Below are 18,587 nucleotides of genomic sequence, written 5' to 3' on the forward strand. Positions count from 1 at the left end.
GCCAGAATCGCTCACGTCAGACGGTGGGAAGGCGCATGACGAAGCCCGCCTCCAGCGCCACCCACAGCGCCCCGTCGGGTCCGATCGCCATCCCGTGCGGTTCGCTGCCCGCGGGCAGGTCGACGAGCCCGGCCTCTCCATCGGCCGACACCCGCGCGATCTGATCGGCACCCCACAGGCTCACCCACACCCCACCCGCGGGATCGGCGACGACGGCGTGCGGCTTGCCGGGCAGGTCCAGTTCCTGCATCGCCTCGTTCATCGGGATGCGGCCCACCTTGTCGGCCTGGATGGCGGTGAACCACACCGCGTCGTCGTGAGTGCCCGCGATGCCGACGGGCCCCGCGCGCGGCGTCGGGATGGTGCGCAGGGTGACCTCACCGCGGTCCAGCCTGCCGATGGCGTTGGCCTGGTTCAGCGTGAACCACAGCGCGCCGTCCGGACCCGTGGTGATCATCGACGGCGCCCCGCCGGGTGCGGCCTCCTCGGTGACGGTGCCGTCGAGGCCGATCCGACCGACCACCCCGGTCCCCATCGCCGTGAACCACATCGCGCGGTCCGGCCCGGCGGTGATGCCGAATGGCGCACTGCCCGAACGCAACTCGAATGCGCTGAGCTCGCCCCGGGTGGAGATCCGGCCGATTCGGTCGTCCCCGGCGCGGGTGAACCACAGCGCCCCGTCCGGCCCGGCGGCGATGATCGACGGCCGGGCTCCCTCGGCAACCGGGTAGACCTCGAGACCGCCGTCCGGGGCGACCCGAGCGATGGCGCCGCGGTGCACCAGCGTCACCCACATCGCGCCGTCGGAGCCGGCGGCCAGCGCATAGGGGCCCCCATCGACGGGGACCTCGAAGATGCGGCTCACGCGAGCGCGACGAGACCCAGCTCGTCGTTGGCAGCGAGCAGCCGGTGGTGCGGCAGCACCCGCACGGTGTAGCCGACGCGACCGGCGACGGGAAGCGGCGTCGTGGTCGAGAAGATCTCGTTGCCGTCGCTGGAGCCCGTGTGGGTCATCTGGACGGTGGCGGGGTGAAGCAGCACGTCACCGTCGTCCACCCGGCCGACGACGGCCTGCACGACTACCTCGTCGGGTCGCAGGCCCGCCAGGTGCACGGTGGCGGTCAGCGTCAGCTCCGAGCCAAGCAGCGGCGTGTCGGGCAGCCCATAGCTGTCGACGTCGGCGACTGCGACCTTCGGCCAGGCGGCGCGCGCACGTTCGCAGTACGCCGCCAATTCGATGGCCGCACCGAAGGGCACGCCGTCGACTTCCTCGATCGTGCGACGCAGCGACCGTGCCGCGGGGACGTAATACCTCTCGGTGTAGTCGCGCACCATGCGCGACGCGAGCACCTTGGGGCCCAGCGCCTGCAAGGTGTGCCGCACCATCTCCATCCAGCGCTGCGGCACGCCGTGTTCGTCGCGCTCGTAGAACTTGGTGGTGACCGACTTCTCGAGCAGGTGGTACAGGGCGGCGGCCTCGATGTCGTCGCGGCGCGCCTCGTCGGCCAGGCCGTCGGCGGTGGGGATCTCCCAGCCGTTCTCGCCGTCGTACCACTCGTCCCACCACCCGTCGCGGATCGACAGGTTCAGGCCGCCGTTGAGCGCGCTCTTCATGCCGGACGTGCCGCACGCCTCCAGTGGCCGCAGCGGATTGTTCAGCCACACGTCGCAACCCCAGTAGAGGAACCGCGCCATCGACATGTCGTAGTCGGGCAGGAACGCGATGCGGTGCCGCACCTCGGGCCTGTCCGCGAAGCGCACGATCTGCTGGATCAGAGCCTTGCCACCGTCGTCGGCGGGGTGTGACTTGCCGGCCACGATCAGCTGCACCGGCCGCTCGTCGTCGAGCAGCAGCCGCTCCAGGCGCTCGGGATCACGCAGCATCAGCGTCAAGCGCTTGTAAGTCGGCACCCGCCGGGCGAACCCCACGGTGAGCACCCCGGGGTCGAAGGCGGTTGCAATCCAACCCAATTCGGCTTCCGAAGCCCCCCGCTCCAGGCATGACCTGCGCAGCCGCGCCCGCACGTCGCCGATGAGCAGTTCGCGCAGCTGCGACCTGATCCACCACAGATGGCCGGGATCGACCTCCTGCAGACGCTGCCAGGTCTCCGGTTCGCTCAGCGAGCCGAGGTCGTCGCTGCCGAGCAGCTCGCGGCCCAGTGCGATCCACTGCGGCGCGGCCCACGTCGGACCATGCACGCCGTTGGTGATCGACCCGATCGGCACCTCGTCCTCGTCGAATCCCGGCCACAGCTCGTTGAACATGCCCCTGCTGACACGCCCGTGCAGCAGCGACACCCCGTTCGCCCGCTGCGCCAGCCGCAGTCCCATGTGGGCCATGTTGAACTTCGTCGGGTCGTCCTCGGCGCCGAAGCCGACGATCCGATCCAGCGGGACACCCGGCAGCAGCGTGGAGCCTCCGCCCGGCCCCCCGCCGAAGTACCGCTGCACCATCTCCACCGGGAACCGGTCGATCCCCGCCGGGACCGGCGTGTGCGTGGTGAACACCGTGCTGGAGCGCACCACCGTGAGCGCGGTGTCGAAGTCCAGGCCGCCGTCGGTGACCAGCTCACGAATCCGCTCCACGCCGAGGAAGCCGGCGTGGCCCTCGTTCATGTGGAAGACCTGCGGCTCGGGCAGCCCCTCCACCGCGGTGAACGCCCGGATCGCCCGGATGCCACCGATCCCCGCGAGGAGCTCCTGCCTGATGCGGTGCTCCTGATCGCCGCCGTACAGCCGGTCGGTGACCGAACGCAGCTCGTGCTCGTTCTCCGGAATGTCGGAATCCAGGAGCAGCAACGGAATTCGCCCGACCTGGGCGATCCACACCCTGGCGTTCAGCTGGCCGGCATCGGGCATCGCCAGACTCACCAGCACGGGTGCTCCCGCCGCATTCGTGAGCAGGCGCAGCGGTAGGCCCTGCGGATCCAGCGACGGATACTCCTCGTGCTGCCAGCCGTCGGCGGTCAGCGACTGCCGGAAGTACCCCGAGCGGTAGTACAGGCCCACCGCGATCAGGGGCAGCCCCAGATCGGACGCGGACTTGAGGTGATCGCCGGCCAGGATGCCCAGACCCCCGGAGTAGTTCGGCAACACCTCGGCGACGCCGAACTCCATCGAGAAGTACGCGATGCCGGTCGGCCAGGGCGTCTCCCCAGCCTCCTCCGCGTGCGCGGCCTGCATCTGCTGATACCACATCGGCCGGGTCAGGTACGCGTCGAGCGCGTCGGCCAACTCGTCGAGCCGAGCGAGGAATCCGGCATCGCCAGCAAGCTCGTCGAGGCGCCTGGGACTGACCCCGCCGAGCAGCGCCACCGGGTCCTGTCCCAACTGGTCCCACAGTTCGGAATCGATTGTGGCGAAGAGCTCTTGCGTCGGCGTGTCCCACGACCACCGCAGGTTGATCGACAGCCTCTCCAGGGCTGCGAGACGCTCGGGCAGATGGGCACGGACGGTGAACCGACGGAGGGCCTTCACGTGCAGTCACCTTACTGACCGGACGACGTCACGGACGAGCACCGCGAAGACTGCATCCCGCCCATGGGGTTGAGGCGGACACTACGGTGGGTATAGCTCGCGACAGGGCAAGCAAGCAGACGAGAGTCCACGGCCGGGCCGTGGGCGTAAGGAGCAGTGGTGGCCGGTCGTATCGAGATCGATGACGTCGCGCCAGTGGTTTCCAACGGCCGATACCCCGCCAAGGCAGTGGTCGGTGAAGTGCTACCGATCTCGGCCGTGGTGTGGCGCGAGGGCCACGACGCCGTGTCGGCGACGCTGGTGGTCCGCTATCACGGCACCGCCTACCCCGAGCTGGCCGCCGCACCCGCGGCCCTGGCGACGTCGCACGTGGAGGCCGTCCCCATCGAAGAGGTGATCGGCGGGACGCAGCGGGTCAAGGTGCAGCGCCTGCCGATGGCCCCCGGTCGGGAACCGGACCACTTCCATGGTCAGTTCGTGCCCGACGCGGTGGGTCTATGGACGTTCCGCGTCGACGGCTGGGGCGACCCGATCGCCACCTGGCGCAAGAACGTGACGGCAAAACTGGAGGCCGGCCAGGGCGAGTCGGAGCTGAACAACGATCTGCTGGTCGGCGCGCAGCTGTTCGAGCGAGCGGCCACCGGTGTGCCCCGCCAGGACCGCTACCCGCTGATCGAGGCGGCGGCGCGGCTGCGTGAGCCTGGCGACCCGTTCGTCCGCGCCGGTGCCGCGCTCGCCCCGGAGGTCGCCGAGCTGCTGCACGACTATCCGCTGCGCGAGCTGGTGAGCCGCGGCGAGCAGCACGGGGTGTGGGTCGACCGGCCGCTCGCCCGCTTCAGCTCCTGGTACGAGATGTTCCCGCGGTCCACCGGCGGCTGGGATGGCGACGGAAAGCCGGTGCACGGGACGTTCGCCACCGCGAGCAAGGCACTGCCGCGCATCGCCAACATGGGCTTCGACATCGTGTACCTGCCGCCGATCCACCCGATCGGCAAGGTCCACCGCAAGGGCCGGAACAACAGCGTCACCGCCGCGCCCACCGACGTGGGATCACCCTGGGCGATCGGCAGCGACGAAGGCGGTCACGACGCCGTACACCCCGATCTCGGCACCATCGAGGACTTCGACGACTTCGTCTCCGAGGCTCGTCGACAGGGGCTCGAGGTGGCGTTGGACTTGGCCCTGCAGTGCGCGCCGGACCACCCGTGGGCCAAGGCGCACCCCGAGTGGTTCACCGTCCTGCCCGACGGCACGATCGCGTATGCGGAGAACCCGCCGAAGAAGTACCAGGACATCTATCCGATCAACTTCGACAACGACCCCGCCGGCATCTACGCCGAGGTGCTGCGCGTGGTGCGGTTCTGGGTCTCCCACGGCGTCAAGGTCTTTCGGGTCGACAACCCGCACACCAAGCCGCCGAACTTCTGGGCCTGGCTGATCGGCGAGGTCAAGAACGACGATCCCGACGTACTCTTCCTGGCCGAGGCCTTCACCCGCCCCGCCCGGTTGTTCGGATTGGCCAAGCTCGGCTACACGCAGTCCTACACCTACTTCACCTGGCGAACCGCCAAGTGGGAGCTGGTGGAGTTCGGCGAGCAGATCGCCGAGCACGCCGACTACGCGCGGCAGAGCCTGTGGGTCAACACCCCCGACATCCTGCACGAAAGCCTGCAGCACGGCGGTCCTGGCATGTTCGCCATCCGTGCCGCGATGGCGGCCACCATGAGTCCGACCTGGGGCGTCTACTCGGGTTACGAACTCTTCGAGCACGAAGCCGTCCGTGAGGGCAGCGAGGAGTATCTGAACTCGGAGAAGTACGAGCTGCGTCCCCGGGACTTCGAGGCCGCCCTGGCCTCGGGGTACTCCCTGGAGCCGTTCCTGACCCGGCTCAACGAGATTCGCAAGCTGCACCCGGCATTGAGCCAGCTGCGCACCATCGAGTTCCACGCAATCGACAACGACGCCCTGCTGGCGTACAGCAAGTTCGATCCGGTCAGCGGCGACTGCGTGCTCGTGGTGGTCACGCTCAACGCCTTCGGACCGGAGGAAGGCACCCTGTGGCTCGACATGGCTGCCCTCGGCATGTCCGACGACGACCGCTTCTGGGTGCGTGACGAGATCACCGGTGACGAATACCAGTGGGGCCGAGCCAATTACGTTCGCCTCGAACCCGCGCGATCGATCGCTCACATCCTGAACATGCCGCAAATACCAACCGAGAAGCGGCTAGAGCTGCTGCGGAGGGAATGAACACATGACCCGCACGAACGACGTCACCAGCACCAACCTACGACCGGACGAGGGTGAGCTGTCGCGGCTGCTGTCCGGCACCCACCACGATCCGCACGCGATCCTGGGCGCCCACGAGTACGCCGACCACACCGTCATCCGCGTCCTTCGCCCGAATGCTCGCGAGGTCGTGGCGCTGATCGGCACCGATCGGTATGCGTTCAGCCACGTCGAGGACGCCCTATTCGCCGTCGCCGTCCCGTTCACGGGTTTGATCGACTACCGCCTCGAAGTCAGCTATCCGGACGGTCACGTCCACACCGTCGCCGACCCCTACCGGTTCCTGCCCACCCTCGGGGAGGTCGATCTGCACTTGTTCGCCGAGGGCCGCCACGAGCGGCTGTGGGAGGTGCTCGGTGCGCACCCGCGCAGCTACAGCACGGCCGACGGCCCCGTCGACGGCGTCTCCTTCGCCGTGTGGGCGCCGAATGCCAAGGGCGTCAGCTTGATCGGCGACTTCAACCACTGGAGCGGTATCGACGCGCCGATGCGCACGCTTGGCTCGACGGGCGTGTGGGAACTGTTCTGGCCCGGCTTCCCCGCCGACGGTCTCTACAAGTTCCGGGTGCACGGCGCCGACGGCGTCACCACCGAGCGTGCCGACCCGATGGCCTTCGCCGCCGAGGTCCCGCCGCAGCGCGCCTCCCGCGTCACCAAGAGCGACTTCACCTGGGGTGACACCGACTGGATGACCCAGCGCGCGCTGCGCAACCCGGTGTTCGAACCCATGAGCACCCTCGAGGTGCACCTCATGTCGTGGCGCCCCGGGTTGACCTATCGCGAATTGGCCACCCAGCTCACCGATTACGTCGTCGAGCAGGGCTTCACCCACGTGGAGCTGCTGCCGGTCGCCGAGCATCCGTTCGGCGGCTCTTGGGGCTACCAGGTCACCTCCTACTACGCGCCGACCTCACGGCTCGGCACGCCCGACGACTTCCGCCATCTCGTCGACGCACTGCACCGGGCCGGCATCGGGGTCATCGTCGACTGGGTGCCCGCCCACTTCCCGAAGGACGCCTGGGCTCTGGGGCGGTTCGACGGGACCCCGCTCTACGAGCATTCGGACCCGCGCCGTGGCGAGCAACTCGACTGGGGCACGTACGTCTTCGACTTCGGCCGCCCCGAGGTTCGCAACTTCCTGGTGGCCAACGCCCTGTACTGGCTGCAGGAGTTCCACATCGACGGCCTGCGCGTGGACGCCGTGGCGTCGATGCTGTACCTGGACTACTCACGGCCCGAGGGCGGCTGGACGCCCAACATCCACGGCGGCCGGGAGAACCTCGAGGCGGTGCAGTTCCTTCAGGAGATGAACGCCACCGTGCACAAGGCCACGCCAGGCATCGTGACCATCGCCGAGGAGTCGACGTCGTGGCCCGGTGTCACCCGCCCGACGAACCTTGGCGGACTTGGCTTCTCGATGAAGTGGAACATGGGCTGGATGAACGACACGCTGGCGTTCATGCAGCGCGACCCGATTCACCGCAGCTACCACCACCACGAGCTGACGTTCTCCCTGTTGTACGCGTTCAGTGAGAACTTCGTCCTGCCCATCAGCCACGACGAGGTCGTGCACGGCAAGGGCACGCTCTGGGGCCGGATGCCCGGCGGCGACCACCAGAAGGCGGCGGGGGTGCGCAGCCTTCTGGCCTACCAGTGGGCACACCCCGGCAAGCAGCTGCTGTTCATGGGTCAGGAATTCGGCCAGCGCGCCGAATGGTCCGAGGAGCGCGGCGTCGACTGGTTCCAGCTCGACGAGAATTCGTTCTCCGGCGGCATCAAGCGGATGGTCGCCGACGTCAACGAGATCTACCGGACCCGCCGCGCCCTGTGGTCCCGCGATTCGAGCCACGAGGGGTATTCGTGGATCGATGCCAACGACTCGGCCAACAACGTGCTCAGCTTCATGCGCTACGGCGACGATGGCTCGATGATGGCGTGCGTCTACAACTTCTCCGGGTCCGAGCACAGCCCGTACCGGCTTGGCCTGCCGCACACCGGCACGTGGCGTGAGGTGCTCAACACCGACGCGACGATCTACAACGGTGCGGGCGCCGGCAACTTCGGCGCGGTCGAGGCGACCGCCGATCCGTGGCATGGCCGTCCCGCCTCTGCCGAGATGGTGCTGCCGCCGCTCGCGGCGCTGTGGTTCGAGCCCGCCTGACCCCCTCCCCCGCGAGCAGACGCGAAGTGCCCTCGATCACGTCGATCGAGGGTAACTTGCGTCTGCTCGGCGAAGCGAGCGCCTAGTACAGCGCGTTGGCGAGGTTGCGCCGCCCCGCGATGACCCGCGGGTCGTCCTGCGGGAACAGCTCGAACAACTCGATCAGCCGAGTCCGCACCCGGGTGCGGTCGTCGCCGGCGGTGCGGCGCACCAGCGCGGTCAGGCGGTCGAACGCCGCGGTGGCGAGGTCCTGGGTCACCTCGACGTCTGCTGCTGCGAAGGCGGCGTCGATGTCGTTGGGGGCGGCATCCGCGTTGGCGATGGCATCCGCCGAGTGCGCCGTCGCGCGCTGCAGGAATGCGATCTGTCGCAGGGCGTCCTTGGCCTCGGCATGGTTCGGATCGGCATCCAGGAGCGCCTGGTAGGCGGCCAGCGCGCCGTCGAAGTCACCCTCGTCCCACAGGGAACGGGCGCGCTCGAGCTCGGGGTCGGCCTGTTCCTCACCCTCGGCGGGTTGGCCACCGGCCAGCTTGCCCGCGGTCGCGTTGAGCAGCGAGTCCACCCATCGGCGCAGCTGATCGGGGGGTTGCACACCCTCGAAGCTCGAGATCGGCTGGCCGCCGGCGACGGCCACGACCGTCGGCACGGCCTGCACGCCGAACACCTGAGCCACCCGGGGTGCGGTGTCGACGTTCACCGTCGCCAGCGCCCACTTGCCGCCATCGGCTGCCGCCAGCGAGGCGAGTACGTCGCCGAGCTGCACGCTGGCGTCGCTGCGGGGCGTCCACAGCAGCACCACGACGGGCACCTGATTGGACCGGGCGAGCACCTCGGCTTCGAGGTTCGCCTCGGTGATGTCGAGGCCGACGGGGGCGCCGCCGGCGGCACCCTCCCGTGAAGGCGGTGGCTGCTTGAGCGCCGAGAGGTCAACCGCACCGGCCAGCGCGGGGCCGACGGGAGGTCGTGGACGTGTCACGCCATCAAGTTTGTCACGTCGTTTCGGCGACCGGTGGAGTGGCCACGGGAGCACCCGTCGCACCGAGACGTCCGGTGCGCTCGGCCCAGATGAGGAAGATCACGCTGCCGAGCGGCACGATGCTGCCCAGCAACGCCGAGAACCAGGTCGACGCCGACCATGCGAACGCCAGGCCGACCAATACCGCGGTGACGATGAACGCGATGAAGACCAGGCCATGCGCCATGCCGAAGATCTTCACGCCGACCTCGGTGCGGGAAGTGGCGAGGTACTTGAAGTACATCCCCACCAGCAGGCCGACCCAGCTGACGGCCTCGGCGAACGCGACGATCTTGAACCAGCCCGCAGCCTTGCTGCCATCGATGGTGCTTGCCATGGGCGCCATTGTGCCCGAACGCGCCGCCAGCTACTACACAGCGTCGTTGAGTATGGCCTTCGTCAGGGCCGGCGCAGGATGAGTGCGTCGCCCTGCCCGCCGGCGCCGCACAGCGCGGCGACGGCGTATCCCGAGCCGCGACGAGCCAGCTCCAGCGCGGCATGCAGCGTGATGCGCGCACCGGACATCCCGATCGGGTGACCGATCGCGATGGCACCACCGTCGACGTTGACCTTGTCCCCGTCGATGCCGAGCTCCTTGGTCGAGGCCAGCGCGACCGCCGAGAACGCCTCGTTGATCTCGATCACGTCCAGCTGCTCCAAGGAGATGCCCTCCTTGGCGACGGCCTTCTTGATCGCATTCGCCGGCTGGCTCTGCAGCGTGGAGTCCGGGCCGGCGACCACGCCGTGGGCGCCGATCTCACACAGCCAGGTCAACCCGAGCTCCTGCGCCTTGGCCTTGCTCATCACCACCACCGCGCAGGCGCCGTCGGAGATCTGCGACGCAGAACCGGCGGTGATGGTGCCGTCCTTGCGGAACGCGGGCTTGAGCCCGGCCAACGACTCGGCGGTGGTGTTGGCGCGGATTCCCTCGTCGGTGGTGAATTCGATCGGGTCGCCCTTGCGCTGCGGGATCGACACCGGCACGACCTCGTCGGCGTACACACCGTCCTTCCACGCCGCGGCCGCGCGCTGATGCGACCGCGCCGCGAACTCGTCCTGCTCGGCCCGGCTGAACCGGTCGACGTCGTTGCGCTGCTCGGTCAGTGCGCCCATCGGCTGATCGGTGAACACGTCGTGCAGACCGTCGTAGGCCATGTGGTCGAGCACCTTGACGTCGCCGTACTTGTAACCGGCGCGGCTGTCCATCAGCAGGTGCGGGGCCTTGGTCATCGACTCCTGGCCACCGGCGACCACGACCTCGAACTCCCCGGCGCGGATCAGCTGATCGGCCAGCGCGATCGCATCGATCCCCGACAGACACATCTTGTTGATCGTCAGCGCCGGCACGTCCCAGCCGATGCCGCCGGCGACCGCCGCCTGACGCGCCGGCATTTGCCCTGCGCCGGCGGTGAGCACCTGACCCATGATCACGTACTCCACGGCAGAGGCCGCCACCCCGGCCTTCTGCAGCGCTCCCGCGATGGCGATGCCACCCAAGTCACTACCCGAGAAGTCCTTCAACGACCCCATCAGTTTGCCAACCGGCGTACGTGCTCCAGCAACGATCACCGATGTCGTCATGTCCTACCTCCGAAGGCGTTGATCCGGGGAATGTGTGGGTAATCACACTTACACATTCGTTCTAGTGAAGGTTACCGTGGCTAAATGACGACCGAGCATGTTGGTGCACGTCCCGCCCTGGCCAGTGCGCTGGTCACGGCGGTCGACCACGTCGGAATCGCCGTCCCCGACCTCGACGTCGCCATCAAGTGGTATCACGATCACCTCGGCATGATCGTCCTGCACGAAGAGGTCAACGACGACCAGGGCATCCGCGAGGCCATGCTCGCGGTGCGCGGTGCGCCCAAGGGCAGCACCCAGATCCAGCTCATGGCCCCGCTCGACGAGACGTCGACGATCGCCAAGTTCCTCGACAAGCGCGGTCCGGGCCTGCAGCAGTTCGCCTACCGCGTCAGCGACCTCGATGCGCTGTCCGCGCGGTTGCGGGAAGACGGCGTCCGGCTGATCTACGACGCGCCCCGGCGCGGCACGGCAAACTCGCGGATCAACTTCATCCACCCCAAGGACTCGGGCGGAGTGCTGGTCGAGTTGGTCGAACCCGCCGCCACCGAAGACGACGTGCACTAACTCAGGACCACGTCCTGGTCGGCCCCCGGTTCGCCCGGTTGCCCCAGCACGGGGTGTGCCAGTGCCGCCGGTCGTCGACCGCACCCTCACCCGACGGCCAGGCGACGACGTGCGCCGTCCCCGGCCTGATCTCGTGATCGCAGCCGGGGCAGCGGTACGTCTTGAGCGCCCGTGAGGCCGCGATCGGCCGGACGTCGTAGTCCCAGCCGTCGGGACCGACCTCCACGCGGCGCGGCTCCAGCAGCGGCGGCAGGGGCCGCGGTTTGCGAGGAGGAACGCGGCGCCGGCCCATCCGCTCAGTGTACGGCGGTCAGAACAACCGGAACTCGTTGCTGTCCAGCCCGCGCATCTGGTCGTAATCCAGAGTCACACAACGTATCCCACGGTCCATCGCCAGAGTGCGCGCCTGCGGCTTGATCTGCTGGGCGGCGAACACGCCGCTGACGGGTGCCAGCATGGTGTCGCGGTTGAGCAGGTCGAGGTAGCGCGTGAGCTGCTCGACCCCGTCGATCTCGCCACGGCGCTTGATCTCCACGGCCACCGAGCGGCCCGTCTCGTCGCGGCACATCAGATCGACCGGGCCGATCGCCGTCATGTACTCCCGCCGCACCAGCGTGTAGCCGACACCCAGCAGTTCGACGTGCTCGGCGAGCAGTGCTTGCAGGTGCGCCTCGACGCCGTCCTTGACCAGTCCGGGGTCCACGCCCAGCTCGTGGGATGAGTCGTGCTCGATGTCCTCCACGGTGATGCGCAGCTGCTCACCCGCCTTGTTCTCCACCACCCAGACGGGGCTGTCACCGCCGTCGTCCTCGATGAGCCAGCACGGCGGGCTCATCCAGTTCAGGGGCTTGTAGGCACGGTCGTCGGCATGCACGCTGACCGAACCGTCCGACTTGAAAAGCAGAAGTCGCCGGGCCGACGGCAGGTGGGCGGTGAGCCGGCCGACGTAGTCGACGGTGCACTGGGCGATGACGAGGCGCACCGAACCACCATAGATGGCGGCCCGGTGGTTACTAGGCTGACGCCACGATGACGGAGAAGAAGAGCACCGCACAGCGTCTCGGCCGGTTGCTGGAGACGGTGACCAATCAGAGCGCCCGGATGCCCGCCACTCCCGAGTACGGCTCCTGGATCCTGGGGCGGGTCTCGGAAAGCCAGCGCCGCCGTCGGATTCGCATCCAGGTCATCCTCACGGCGTTCGTGGTGGGGGCCAATCTGATCGGCATCGGCGTTGCCACGCTGGTGGTCGTCGTCGCCTTCCCGACACCGGACGTCTTCGAGCCCGGGGCCCGCTGGGTCACCTTCATCGTCGTACCGGCGTACATCTTCGGCGCCCTCGTCGTCGGCGTGTTCTGGGCCACCTACCGCGTGATGAACAACGTGCGGTGGGCGATCGAGGAGCGCACGCCGACGAAGCAGGATCAGCACAACACGTTCTTCGCCCCGTGGCGGTTGACCCGCGTGCTGTTGATTCTGTGGGGCATCGGCGCCGTCGTGCTCACCACCGCCTACGGGCTCGTCGATACGCAGTTCATCCCGAAGTGGCTGCTGGGCGTCAGCTTTCCCGGCATCGTGGTGGCGGCCAGTTGCTACCTCTTCACCGAGTTCGCCCTGCGCCCGGTCGCCGCACAGGCGCTGGAGGTGGGCCCTCCCCCGCGACGCTTCGCACCGGGCGTGATGGGCCGGATCATGTTGGTGTGGGCCCTGGGGTCCGGCGTCCCGGTTCTCGGCATTCTGCTCGCCGCGACGATCACGTTGGTGGTTCGCAACGTCACACCCACGCAGTTCACCGTCGCCGTGATGATCCTCGCGGGCTTCGCGCTGGTGTTCGGCTTCATCCTGATGTGGATCCTGTCGTGGCTCACCGCCACGCCGGTGCGGGTGGTGCGCGCCGCGCTCAATCGCGTCGAGTGTGGCGACCTCGACACCAATCTGGTGGTCTTCGACGGGACCGAATTGGGCCAGCTTCAGCGCGGTTTCAACTCGATGGCCAACGGGCTGCGCGAACGCGAACGCATCCGCGACCTGTTCGGCCAGCACGTCGGTCGCGAGGTGGCGGCCCTGGCCGAGAAGGAACGACCGAAGCTCGGCGGTGAGGAGCGATCGGCGGCCGTGATCTTCGTCGACATCATCGGTTCGACGCAGCTGGTCACCAGCCGTCCCGCGGTCGAGGTCGTCGAACTGCTCAACCGGTTCTTCGACGTCGTGGTCGACGAGGTGGACAAGCACCGCGGGCTGGTCAACAAGTTCGAGGGCGACGCGGTGCTGGCGGTCTTCGGCGCGCCGGTGTCCCTCGAGAACGCCGAGGAGGAGGCCCTTGCCGCGGCGCGCGCGATGGCCGAACGGTTGCGCGTCGAGGTTCCGGAGTGCCAGGCGGGCATCGGCGTCGCGGCCGGTCAGGTGGTGGCGGGCAACGTCGGCGCCAAGGATCGGTTCGAATACACGGTGATCGGTGAACCGGTCAACGAGGCGGCCCGGTTGTGCGAGCTGTCCAAGACCATCGACGGGCACCTCGTCGCATCGGCCACGGCCGTGGCCAGGGCCGGCGAGAGCGAGGCCGCCCGATGGACGCTGGGCGAGACGGTCACGCTGCGTGGCCACGACGAGCCCACCCGGCTCGCGGTGCCCGCCTGACATCGCGACCTACGCCCGAGCGGTCGATGGCGAGCCCGTCCCCCGGGTCAGCTGGCGACGGCCGACTGCTGCTCGATCCACTTGCGGCCCAACTTGGCGGCGCGCACCAGCGCGCCGTACTCCCCGAAGTAGTCGGCGACGGCACCCACGGCGGGCAGCATTCCCAAATACCGGTAAGCGCAGCGCGGCCGGGGCCGCTTGACCAACTCGTCGCCCAGTGCCCGCATCACACCGGCGAGCCGCCACAACCCCTTGACCAGTGCGACCGGCATCGCATCCGACGCCGACGGCGGTTCATCGATGGTCACGACGTCCACCTTGGCCGCGTCGTTGCAGAGGTCGCGATGACACATGACCGCACCCAGGAGGCGGACCTGCTCCGAGCGGTCGTCGACGCCGTACTCGCGTGCCACGGCGCACAACACGATCGCCTGGTTGGCGAAGGCCAGGACGTCCTGCACGGGGAGCCGGTCGGCGACCGCGCCGAAGACGCCTGGTGCGGCCACCAACACCGTGTCGAGCGCACCGACGCGTCGCACCCACCAGTTGATGCGGCCGTCCAGATCCTTGTCCGCCCAGGCCGGCGTGCCAGGCACGTCCGCGGTGTTGAGCAACCGCGCTAGCGCATCGAGCACCTTGTCGACCGACCCGTCTGCACCGCCCGGGTGCCAGCTGCGCCCGCGCAGGCCGAGCGGGTCGGCCCGCGACAAGACGTCGAGAAGGGGATTGATCACAGCGACGGCACGCCCTAGAGCACCAGCCACGTCGGAATCGTCGAGCACGGCGGAGGGCATGGGGATGAGGGCCATGGCCTGATCAATACCCCATTTCCCGTCGGGCCAACGCTTGGGGTGAGCAACTCCTGGGTCCGGTCCGCGCTGGACGGGCCGACGTAGTCCTGGTGATCGACCTCCACCTCGCCACCGCGGTCCGCACGCAGACGGCGCAGCGAGCCACCCGAGGGATGGGGGTAGGTTCGCAGGTCGAGATGCTCGGGAAGAGCTACCCACCTACGGCCATCGGGTCTGATCCGTGGCAGCTCACTTGCCACTCGCCATCCGCATCCATACCGCCTGGCAGGTCCGCTTGGCATCGTCGAGTTCGCCCAACGAGATCTTCGACGCCCTGTAGAAGCTGCGCTCGATCATCCAGCACAGCGCTCGCGCCACGGCCGGTGCGTCATCAGGCGCGGGGCCCATCGGCACGCCCCCGCGGCCGAGGATCTCGGTGATGGCATCGATGAAGACGTCGGCAGTCCCGGTCCAGAGCCTGTCGATCTCGGGCACGGTGGATCCGAGATCGACCGCCGCGCGCATGACCACGCCGTGTTCCCGCCACAGCTGGGCAGTGCGCCCCAGCGCGGTGGCGATGACCACGTCGATCGGCGCGGTGTCCACCAGCGCCGCAACCGACTTCTCCTGCAGGGCGTCGACGGTCCGCGCCACCAAGGCGGTCACCACGTCCTGTTTGTTGGCGAAGTAGAAGTACAGCGCGCCCCGGGTGATGCCGGCGGCCTCGGTGATGTCGCCGACCGTCATGTCCGCGTAGCCGCGCGTCGCCAGCAGATCCTCGGCGGCATCCAGGATCCGCTCCTCCCGGATGTCACCCTTGCGCACGGCCGGCGTCGTCCGACGCGAGGGCCAAGCCTTGGCCATCATCGCCACCTCATCGCACCATCCTAGTTCGCTGCCAGCTGTGCACCTTCACCGAAATCAGTGCTGCGCGAGAGGCTTTCCCACCGCCTGAGGTCGTCATCGACCGCAGCGCGGGCGGCGCCGATCAACCGCAGCGCGTCCGACCCCAGCACCAGGTGGGCGGGCGGTTCGGTCTCGTCCAGGATCGTCAGGATGGCTTCGGCCGCTTTCGCCGGGTTGCCCAGCTGGTTTCCGCTGGCCTTGACGCGGGCAGCCCGAATGGGATCGAACAGCTCGTCATAGTCGCCGATCGTGCGCTCGGCGCGCGTCATCGAGCGGCCAGCCCAGTCGGTGCGGAACGAACCTGGTTCGATGGCCGTGACGTGAATGCCGAAGGACGCGACCTCCTTGCGGATGCTCTCCAACATGCCCTCGACGGCAAACTTGCTGGCGCAATAGGCCGACATCCCGGGAACCGCCATCAGTCCGCCCATCGATGTCACCGCCATCAGATGCCCGGCACGGCGCTCACGCATGAAGGGCAGTACGGCCTGCAGCGTCGCGGCAACACCGAAGACGTTGGTGGCGAATTGCGCCCTCATCTCGGACAGTGGCGTCTCCTCGAACGTGCCCTCGACGCCGTACCCCGCGTTCGCGATCGCGACGTCGATGGGGCCGATGGACGATTCGACGTCGGCGACCGCCGAGACGACGGCCGCATCGTCGGTCACGTCGAGCAGGAGGCCGTGCGCGCGACCGGCCAGCGACTCGAACGCCGTGATGTCCTCGGGTTTGCGCACTGTGCCGACCACTTGGTGGCCGGCGTCCAGCGCGCCAGTCGCGAACGCGCGGCCCAGACCGCTGCTCACACCCGTGATGAAAAGGGTCTTCATGGCATGCCTCCAGAGTGGTTAAGCCGCAACGACGTCCGCTTAATTGACACAGTGTTGATTTTTTTCAATGCACTGTCAAGTCGACGCCGACGACGGGAGGGCGCCCCGGCGGACCCCCGACTTTGATGTCGGTTTTCCGCCAGTGCTGTCGGTGCCGCCGTGTAATCGTCTAGGCATGCACGAAGACTTCGACCGCTGCTACCGGGCCGTCCAAGCCAAGGACTCCCGGTTCGACGGTTGGTTCGTGACGGCCGTGTCGACCACTGGCATCTACTGCCGGCCCAGTTGCCCCGTGCGGCCGCCGTTTGCCCGCAACGTGCGGTTCTATCCGACGGCGGCGGCGGCGCAGCGAGCAGGCTTTCGGGCGTGCAAGCGTTGCCGGCCCGACGCCTCCCCCGGCTCCCCCGAATGGAATGTCCGCGGGGACGTGGTGGCACGCGCCATGCGCCTGATCGCCGATGGGACGGTCGACCGTGAGGGCGTCACCGGGCTCGCCGGGCGGATCGGCTACACGACGCGTCAGCTCGAGCGGCTGATGCAGGCCGAGGTGGGCGCGAATCCGCTTGCCCTGGCCCGTGCGCAGCGCACTCAGACCGCACGGGTGTTGATCGAGACGACGGACCTCCCGTTTGGCGACGTCGCCTTCGCCGCGGGTTTCTCCAGCATCCGCCAGTTCAACGAAACCCTCTCGGCGGTCACCGCCCTGACACCCACCGCACTGCGACGGCGGGCCCGCGAGCAGTTCGGTTCCGGACGATCGACCGGCTCGGGAGTGCTGACACTCCGTCTGCCCGTGCGTACGCCGTTCGCCTACGAGGGCCTGTTCGGGCATCTGGGTGCCAGCGGCGTTCCCGGCGTCGAGGAGGTTCGCGACGGCGCCTATCGCCGGACCCTGCGACTGGCCTCCGGCAATGGCATCGTCAGCCTCACCCCGCATCCGGACCACGTGCTGTGCGAGCTGGTCCTCGACGACTTCCGCGATCTGTCGGCGGCGATCGCCCGGTGTCGCCGGCTCCTGGATCTCGACGCCGACCCCGAGGCCGTCGTCGACGCCCTCAAGGGGGACCCGCAGCTAAGTGCGCTCGTCGCCAAGGCACCAGGGCAACGCATTCCGCGCACCGTCGACGAATCCGAACTGGCGCTCCGCGTCGTCATCGGACAGCAGATCTCGGTGAAGGCGACCCGTACCCATGCCCGGCGCATTGCCGAGGTCTACGGATCGCCAATCGAGGACGCCAGGGGTGGTCTGACACGCGTGTTCCCCAGCATCGAGCAGTTGGCCGACGTCGACCTGGCACACTTGGCCTTTCCCAAGTCGCGGCAACGCACCTTCGTGGCGCTGGTCGGTGCGCTGGCCGCCGGAGACGTCGTCCTCGACCCGGGGTGCGACTGGAACCGGGCGCGACAGCAGCTCCTGGCCCTGCCCGGCATCGGGCCGTGGACGGCGGAGGTGATCGCGATGCGGGGGCTCGGCGACCCGGATGCCTTCCCGGTCACCGATTTGGGGGTGTTGGCGGCTGCTAGGGCACTCGGGTTGCCTTCCGACCCCCAGGCGCTCACGGAGCACAGCGGCCGATGGCGACCGTGGAGAGCCTATGCGACACAACATCTTTGGACCGCCCTCGAGCACGAGGTCAACTACTGGCCTCCCAAACCCTCCACGAAGGAGAAGTGATGGACGCCTTGCAATTCCGGACCGTCGACAGCCCGGTGGGTCCGCTGACCCTTGCCGGCGTGGACGGGCGGTTACGCCATCTGCGGATGGTGGACCAGACCTACGAGCCCAGCCGCGCGGGGTGGGAGCGCGATGACGCGGCGTTCGACGAGGCCGTCGCGCAACTCGGAGCATACTTCGCCGGCGAGCTGGTGGACTTCGAACTCCAACTCGATCTCGTCGGCACCGAATTCCAGCGACGCGTTTGGGCCGCACTGACCACCATTCCCTACGGGGAGACGCGGTCATACGGTGAAATCGCCCGCCAGATCGGATCCCCCGGTGCCTCACGGGCGGTGGGACTTGCCAATGGCCACAATCCGATCAGCATCATCGTGCCCTGCCATCGGGTGATTGGTGCAAATGGCGGACTCACTGGATATGGCGGCGGCCTGGAGCGAAAGAAGCACTTGCTCGACATGGAAAGAAATCGCAAATGCCCCGTGGCGACGCTATTCGATTAGTGCCGCCGCAACTGGAGATGAAAATGCCGAAGGCCCCCAATCGAAATTGGGGGCCTTCGGATTTAAAGGGTGTTCGGCGGTGTCCTACTTTTCCGACCGTGTGGTCAGTATCATTGGCGCTGGTAGGCTTAGCTTCCGGGTTCGGGATGGGTCCGGGC

General features: G+C 68.2%; 16 protein-coding genes and 1 rRNA gene. 6 read left to right on the forward strand and 11 right to left on the reverse strand.

From position 1 onward, the window contains the following. Window positions 1-16: 16 nt before the first annotated feature. Complete coding sequence (locus SBI80_RS18285; protein ID WP_318976205.1) at window positions 17-865, reverse strand: virginiamycin B lyase family protein; 849 nt, start codon at window positions 863-865, stop codon at window positions 17-19. Next, window positions 862-3,477, reverse strand: a complete 2,616-nt coding sequence (gene glgP, locus SBI80_RS18290; protein ID WP_318976206.1) for an alpha-glucan family phosphorylase — start codon at window positions 3,475-3,477, stop codon at window positions 862-864. Before glgP ends, SBI80_RS18285 begins: the two co-directional genes overlap by 4 nt. Before the next feature lie 159 nt (window positions 3,478-3,636). Between glgP and SBI80_RS18295 the strand changes: the two genes are divergently transcribed. After that, window positions 3,637-5,727, forward strand: a complete 2,091-nt coding sequence (locus SBI80_RS18295; RefSeq protein WP_318976208.1) for an alpha-1,4-glucan--maltose-1-phosphate maltosyltransferase — start codon at window positions 3,637-3,639, stop codon at window positions 5,725-5,727. A 4-nt stretch (window positions 5,728-5,731) separates the two neighbouring features. Beyond that, window positions 5,732-7,927: a 1,4-alpha-glucan branching protein GlgB gene (gene glgB / locus SBI80_RS18300; protein WP_318976209.1), complete on the forward strand. Its 2,196-nt coding sequence runs from the start codon at window positions 5,732-5,734 to the stop codon at window positions 7,925-7,927. 82 nt (window positions 7,928-8,009) lie between these two features. Here the strand turns inward: glgB and SBI80_RS18305 are convergent, their stop codons facing one another. Genes SBI80_RS18305 through SBI80_RS18315 form a run of 3 tightly spaced genes read right to left on the reverse strand, consistent with a single transcriptional unit; the run spans window position 8,010 to window position 10,523 of the window. Beyond that, window positions 8,010-8,903 (reverse strand): tetratricopeptide repeat protein, encoded by an 894-nt coding sequence (locus SBI80_RS18305; protein ID WP_318976210.1) that lies wholly within the window; start codon window positions 8,901-8,903, stop codon window positions 8,010-8,012. Between the two features lie 13 nt (window positions 8,904-8,916). After that, window positions 8,917-9,288: a DUF3817 domain-containing protein gene (locus SBI80_RS18310; RefSeq protein WP_318976211.1), complete on the reverse strand. Its 372-nt coding sequence runs from the start codon at window positions 9,286-9,288 to the stop codon at window positions 8,917-8,919. A 53-nt stretch (window positions 9,289-9,341) separates the two neighbouring features. Beyond that, window positions 9,342-10,523, reverse strand: a complete 1,182-nt coding sequence (locus SBI80_RS18315) for an acetyl-CoA C-acetyltransferase (RefSeq protein ID WP_318976212.1) — start codon at window positions 10,521-10,523, stop codon at window positions 9,342-9,344. An 84-nt stretch (window positions 10,524-10,607) separates the two neighbouring features. Here SBI80_RS18315 and mce point away from each other — a divergent pair, with 84 nt between their 5' ends. After that, window positions 10,608-11,090, forward strand: coding sequence for a methylmalonyl-CoA epimerase (gene mce / locus SBI80_RS18320; protein ID WP_318976213.1), 483 nt, complete (start codon window positions 10,608-10,610; stop codon window positions 11,088-11,090). 1 nt (window position 11,091) lies between these two features. Here the strand turns inward: mce and SBI80_RS18325 are convergent, their stop codons facing one another. Together SBI80_RS18325 and nucS are read right to left on the reverse strand one after the other, a co-directional pair. Next, window positions 11,092-11,382, reverse strand: a complete 291-nt coding sequence (locus SBI80_RS18325) for an Rv1322 family protein (protein ID WP_318976214.1) — start codon at window positions 11,380-11,382, stop codon at window positions 11,092-11,094. 18 nt (window positions 11,383-11,400) lie between these two features. Further along, entirely contained in the window at window positions 11,401-12,072 is a 672-nt protein-coding gene (gene nucS / locus SBI80_RS18330) for an endonuclease NucS (protein WP_318976215.1), read from the reverse strand. 47 nt (window positions 12,073-12,119) lie between these two features. On the opposite strand from nucS, the gene SBI80_RS18335 reads away from it, so the two are divergent. Further along, window positions 12,120-13,724 (forward strand): adenylate/guanylate cyclase domain-containing protein, encoded by a 1,605-nt coding sequence (locus SBI80_RS18335; RefSeq protein WP_318976216.1) that lies wholly within the window; start codon window positions 12,120-12,122, stop codon window positions 13,722-13,724. A 47-nt stretch (window positions 13,725-13,771) separates the two neighbouring features. Here the strand turns inward: SBI80_RS18335 and SBI80_RS18340 are convergent, their stop codons facing one another. From SBI80_RS18340 to SBI80_RS18350, 3 genes are all read right to left on the reverse strand, one after another. Continuing rightward, on the reverse strand, window positions 13,772-14,533 hold the full coding sequence (locus SBI80_RS18340; protein ID WP_318976217.1) for a hypothetical protein: 762 nt from the start codon (window positions 14,531-14,533) through the stop codon (window positions 13,772-13,774). A gap of 231 nt (window positions 14,534-14,764) precedes the next feature. Beyond that, complete coding sequence (locus SBI80_RS18345) at window positions 14,765-15,379, reverse strand: TetR/AcrR family transcriptional regulator (RefSeq protein WP_318976218.1); 615 nt, start codon at window positions 15,377-15,379, stop codon at window positions 14,765-14,767. Window positions 15,380-15,402: 23 nt separating this feature from the next. Continuing rightward, window positions 15,403-16,251 (reverse strand): oxidoreductase, encoded by an 849-nt coding sequence (locus tag SBI80_RS18350; RefSeq protein WP_318976219.1) that lies wholly within the window; start codon window positions 16,249-16,251, stop codon window positions 15,403-15,405. A 175-nt stretch (window positions 16,252-16,426) separates the two neighbouring features. Between SBI80_RS18350 and SBI80_RS18355 the strand changes: the two genes are divergently transcribed. Together SBI80_RS18355 and SBI80_RS18360 are read left to right on the forward strand one after the other, a co-directional pair. Beyond that, window positions 16,427-17,926: an AlkA N-terminal domain-containing protein gene (locus tag SBI80_RS18355; RefSeq protein ID WP_318976220.1), complete on the forward strand. Its 1,500-nt coding sequence runs from the start codon at window positions 16,427-16,429 to the stop codon at window positions 17,924-17,926. Beyond that, entirely contained in the window at window positions 17,926-18,429 is a 504-nt protein-coding gene (locus SBI80_RS18360) for a methylated-DNA--[protein]-cysteine S-methyltransferase (RefSeq protein WP_318976221.1), read from the forward strand. Before SBI80_RS18355 ends, SBI80_RS18360 begins: the two co-directional genes overlap by 1 nt. A 71-nt stretch (window positions 18,430-18,500) precedes the next feature. Here SBI80_RS18360 and rrf read toward each other — a convergent pair. Beyond that, window positions 18,501-18,587, reverse strand: a 5S ribosomal RNA gene (rrf, locus tag SBI80_RS28300); the annotation flags it as partial.

The organism is Mycolicibacterium sichuanense (assembly GCF_033741125.1).
In the GTDB taxonomy this organism is placed as follows: domain Bacteria; phylum Actinomycetota; class Actinomycetes; order Mycobacteriales; family Mycobacteriaceae; genus Mycobacterium.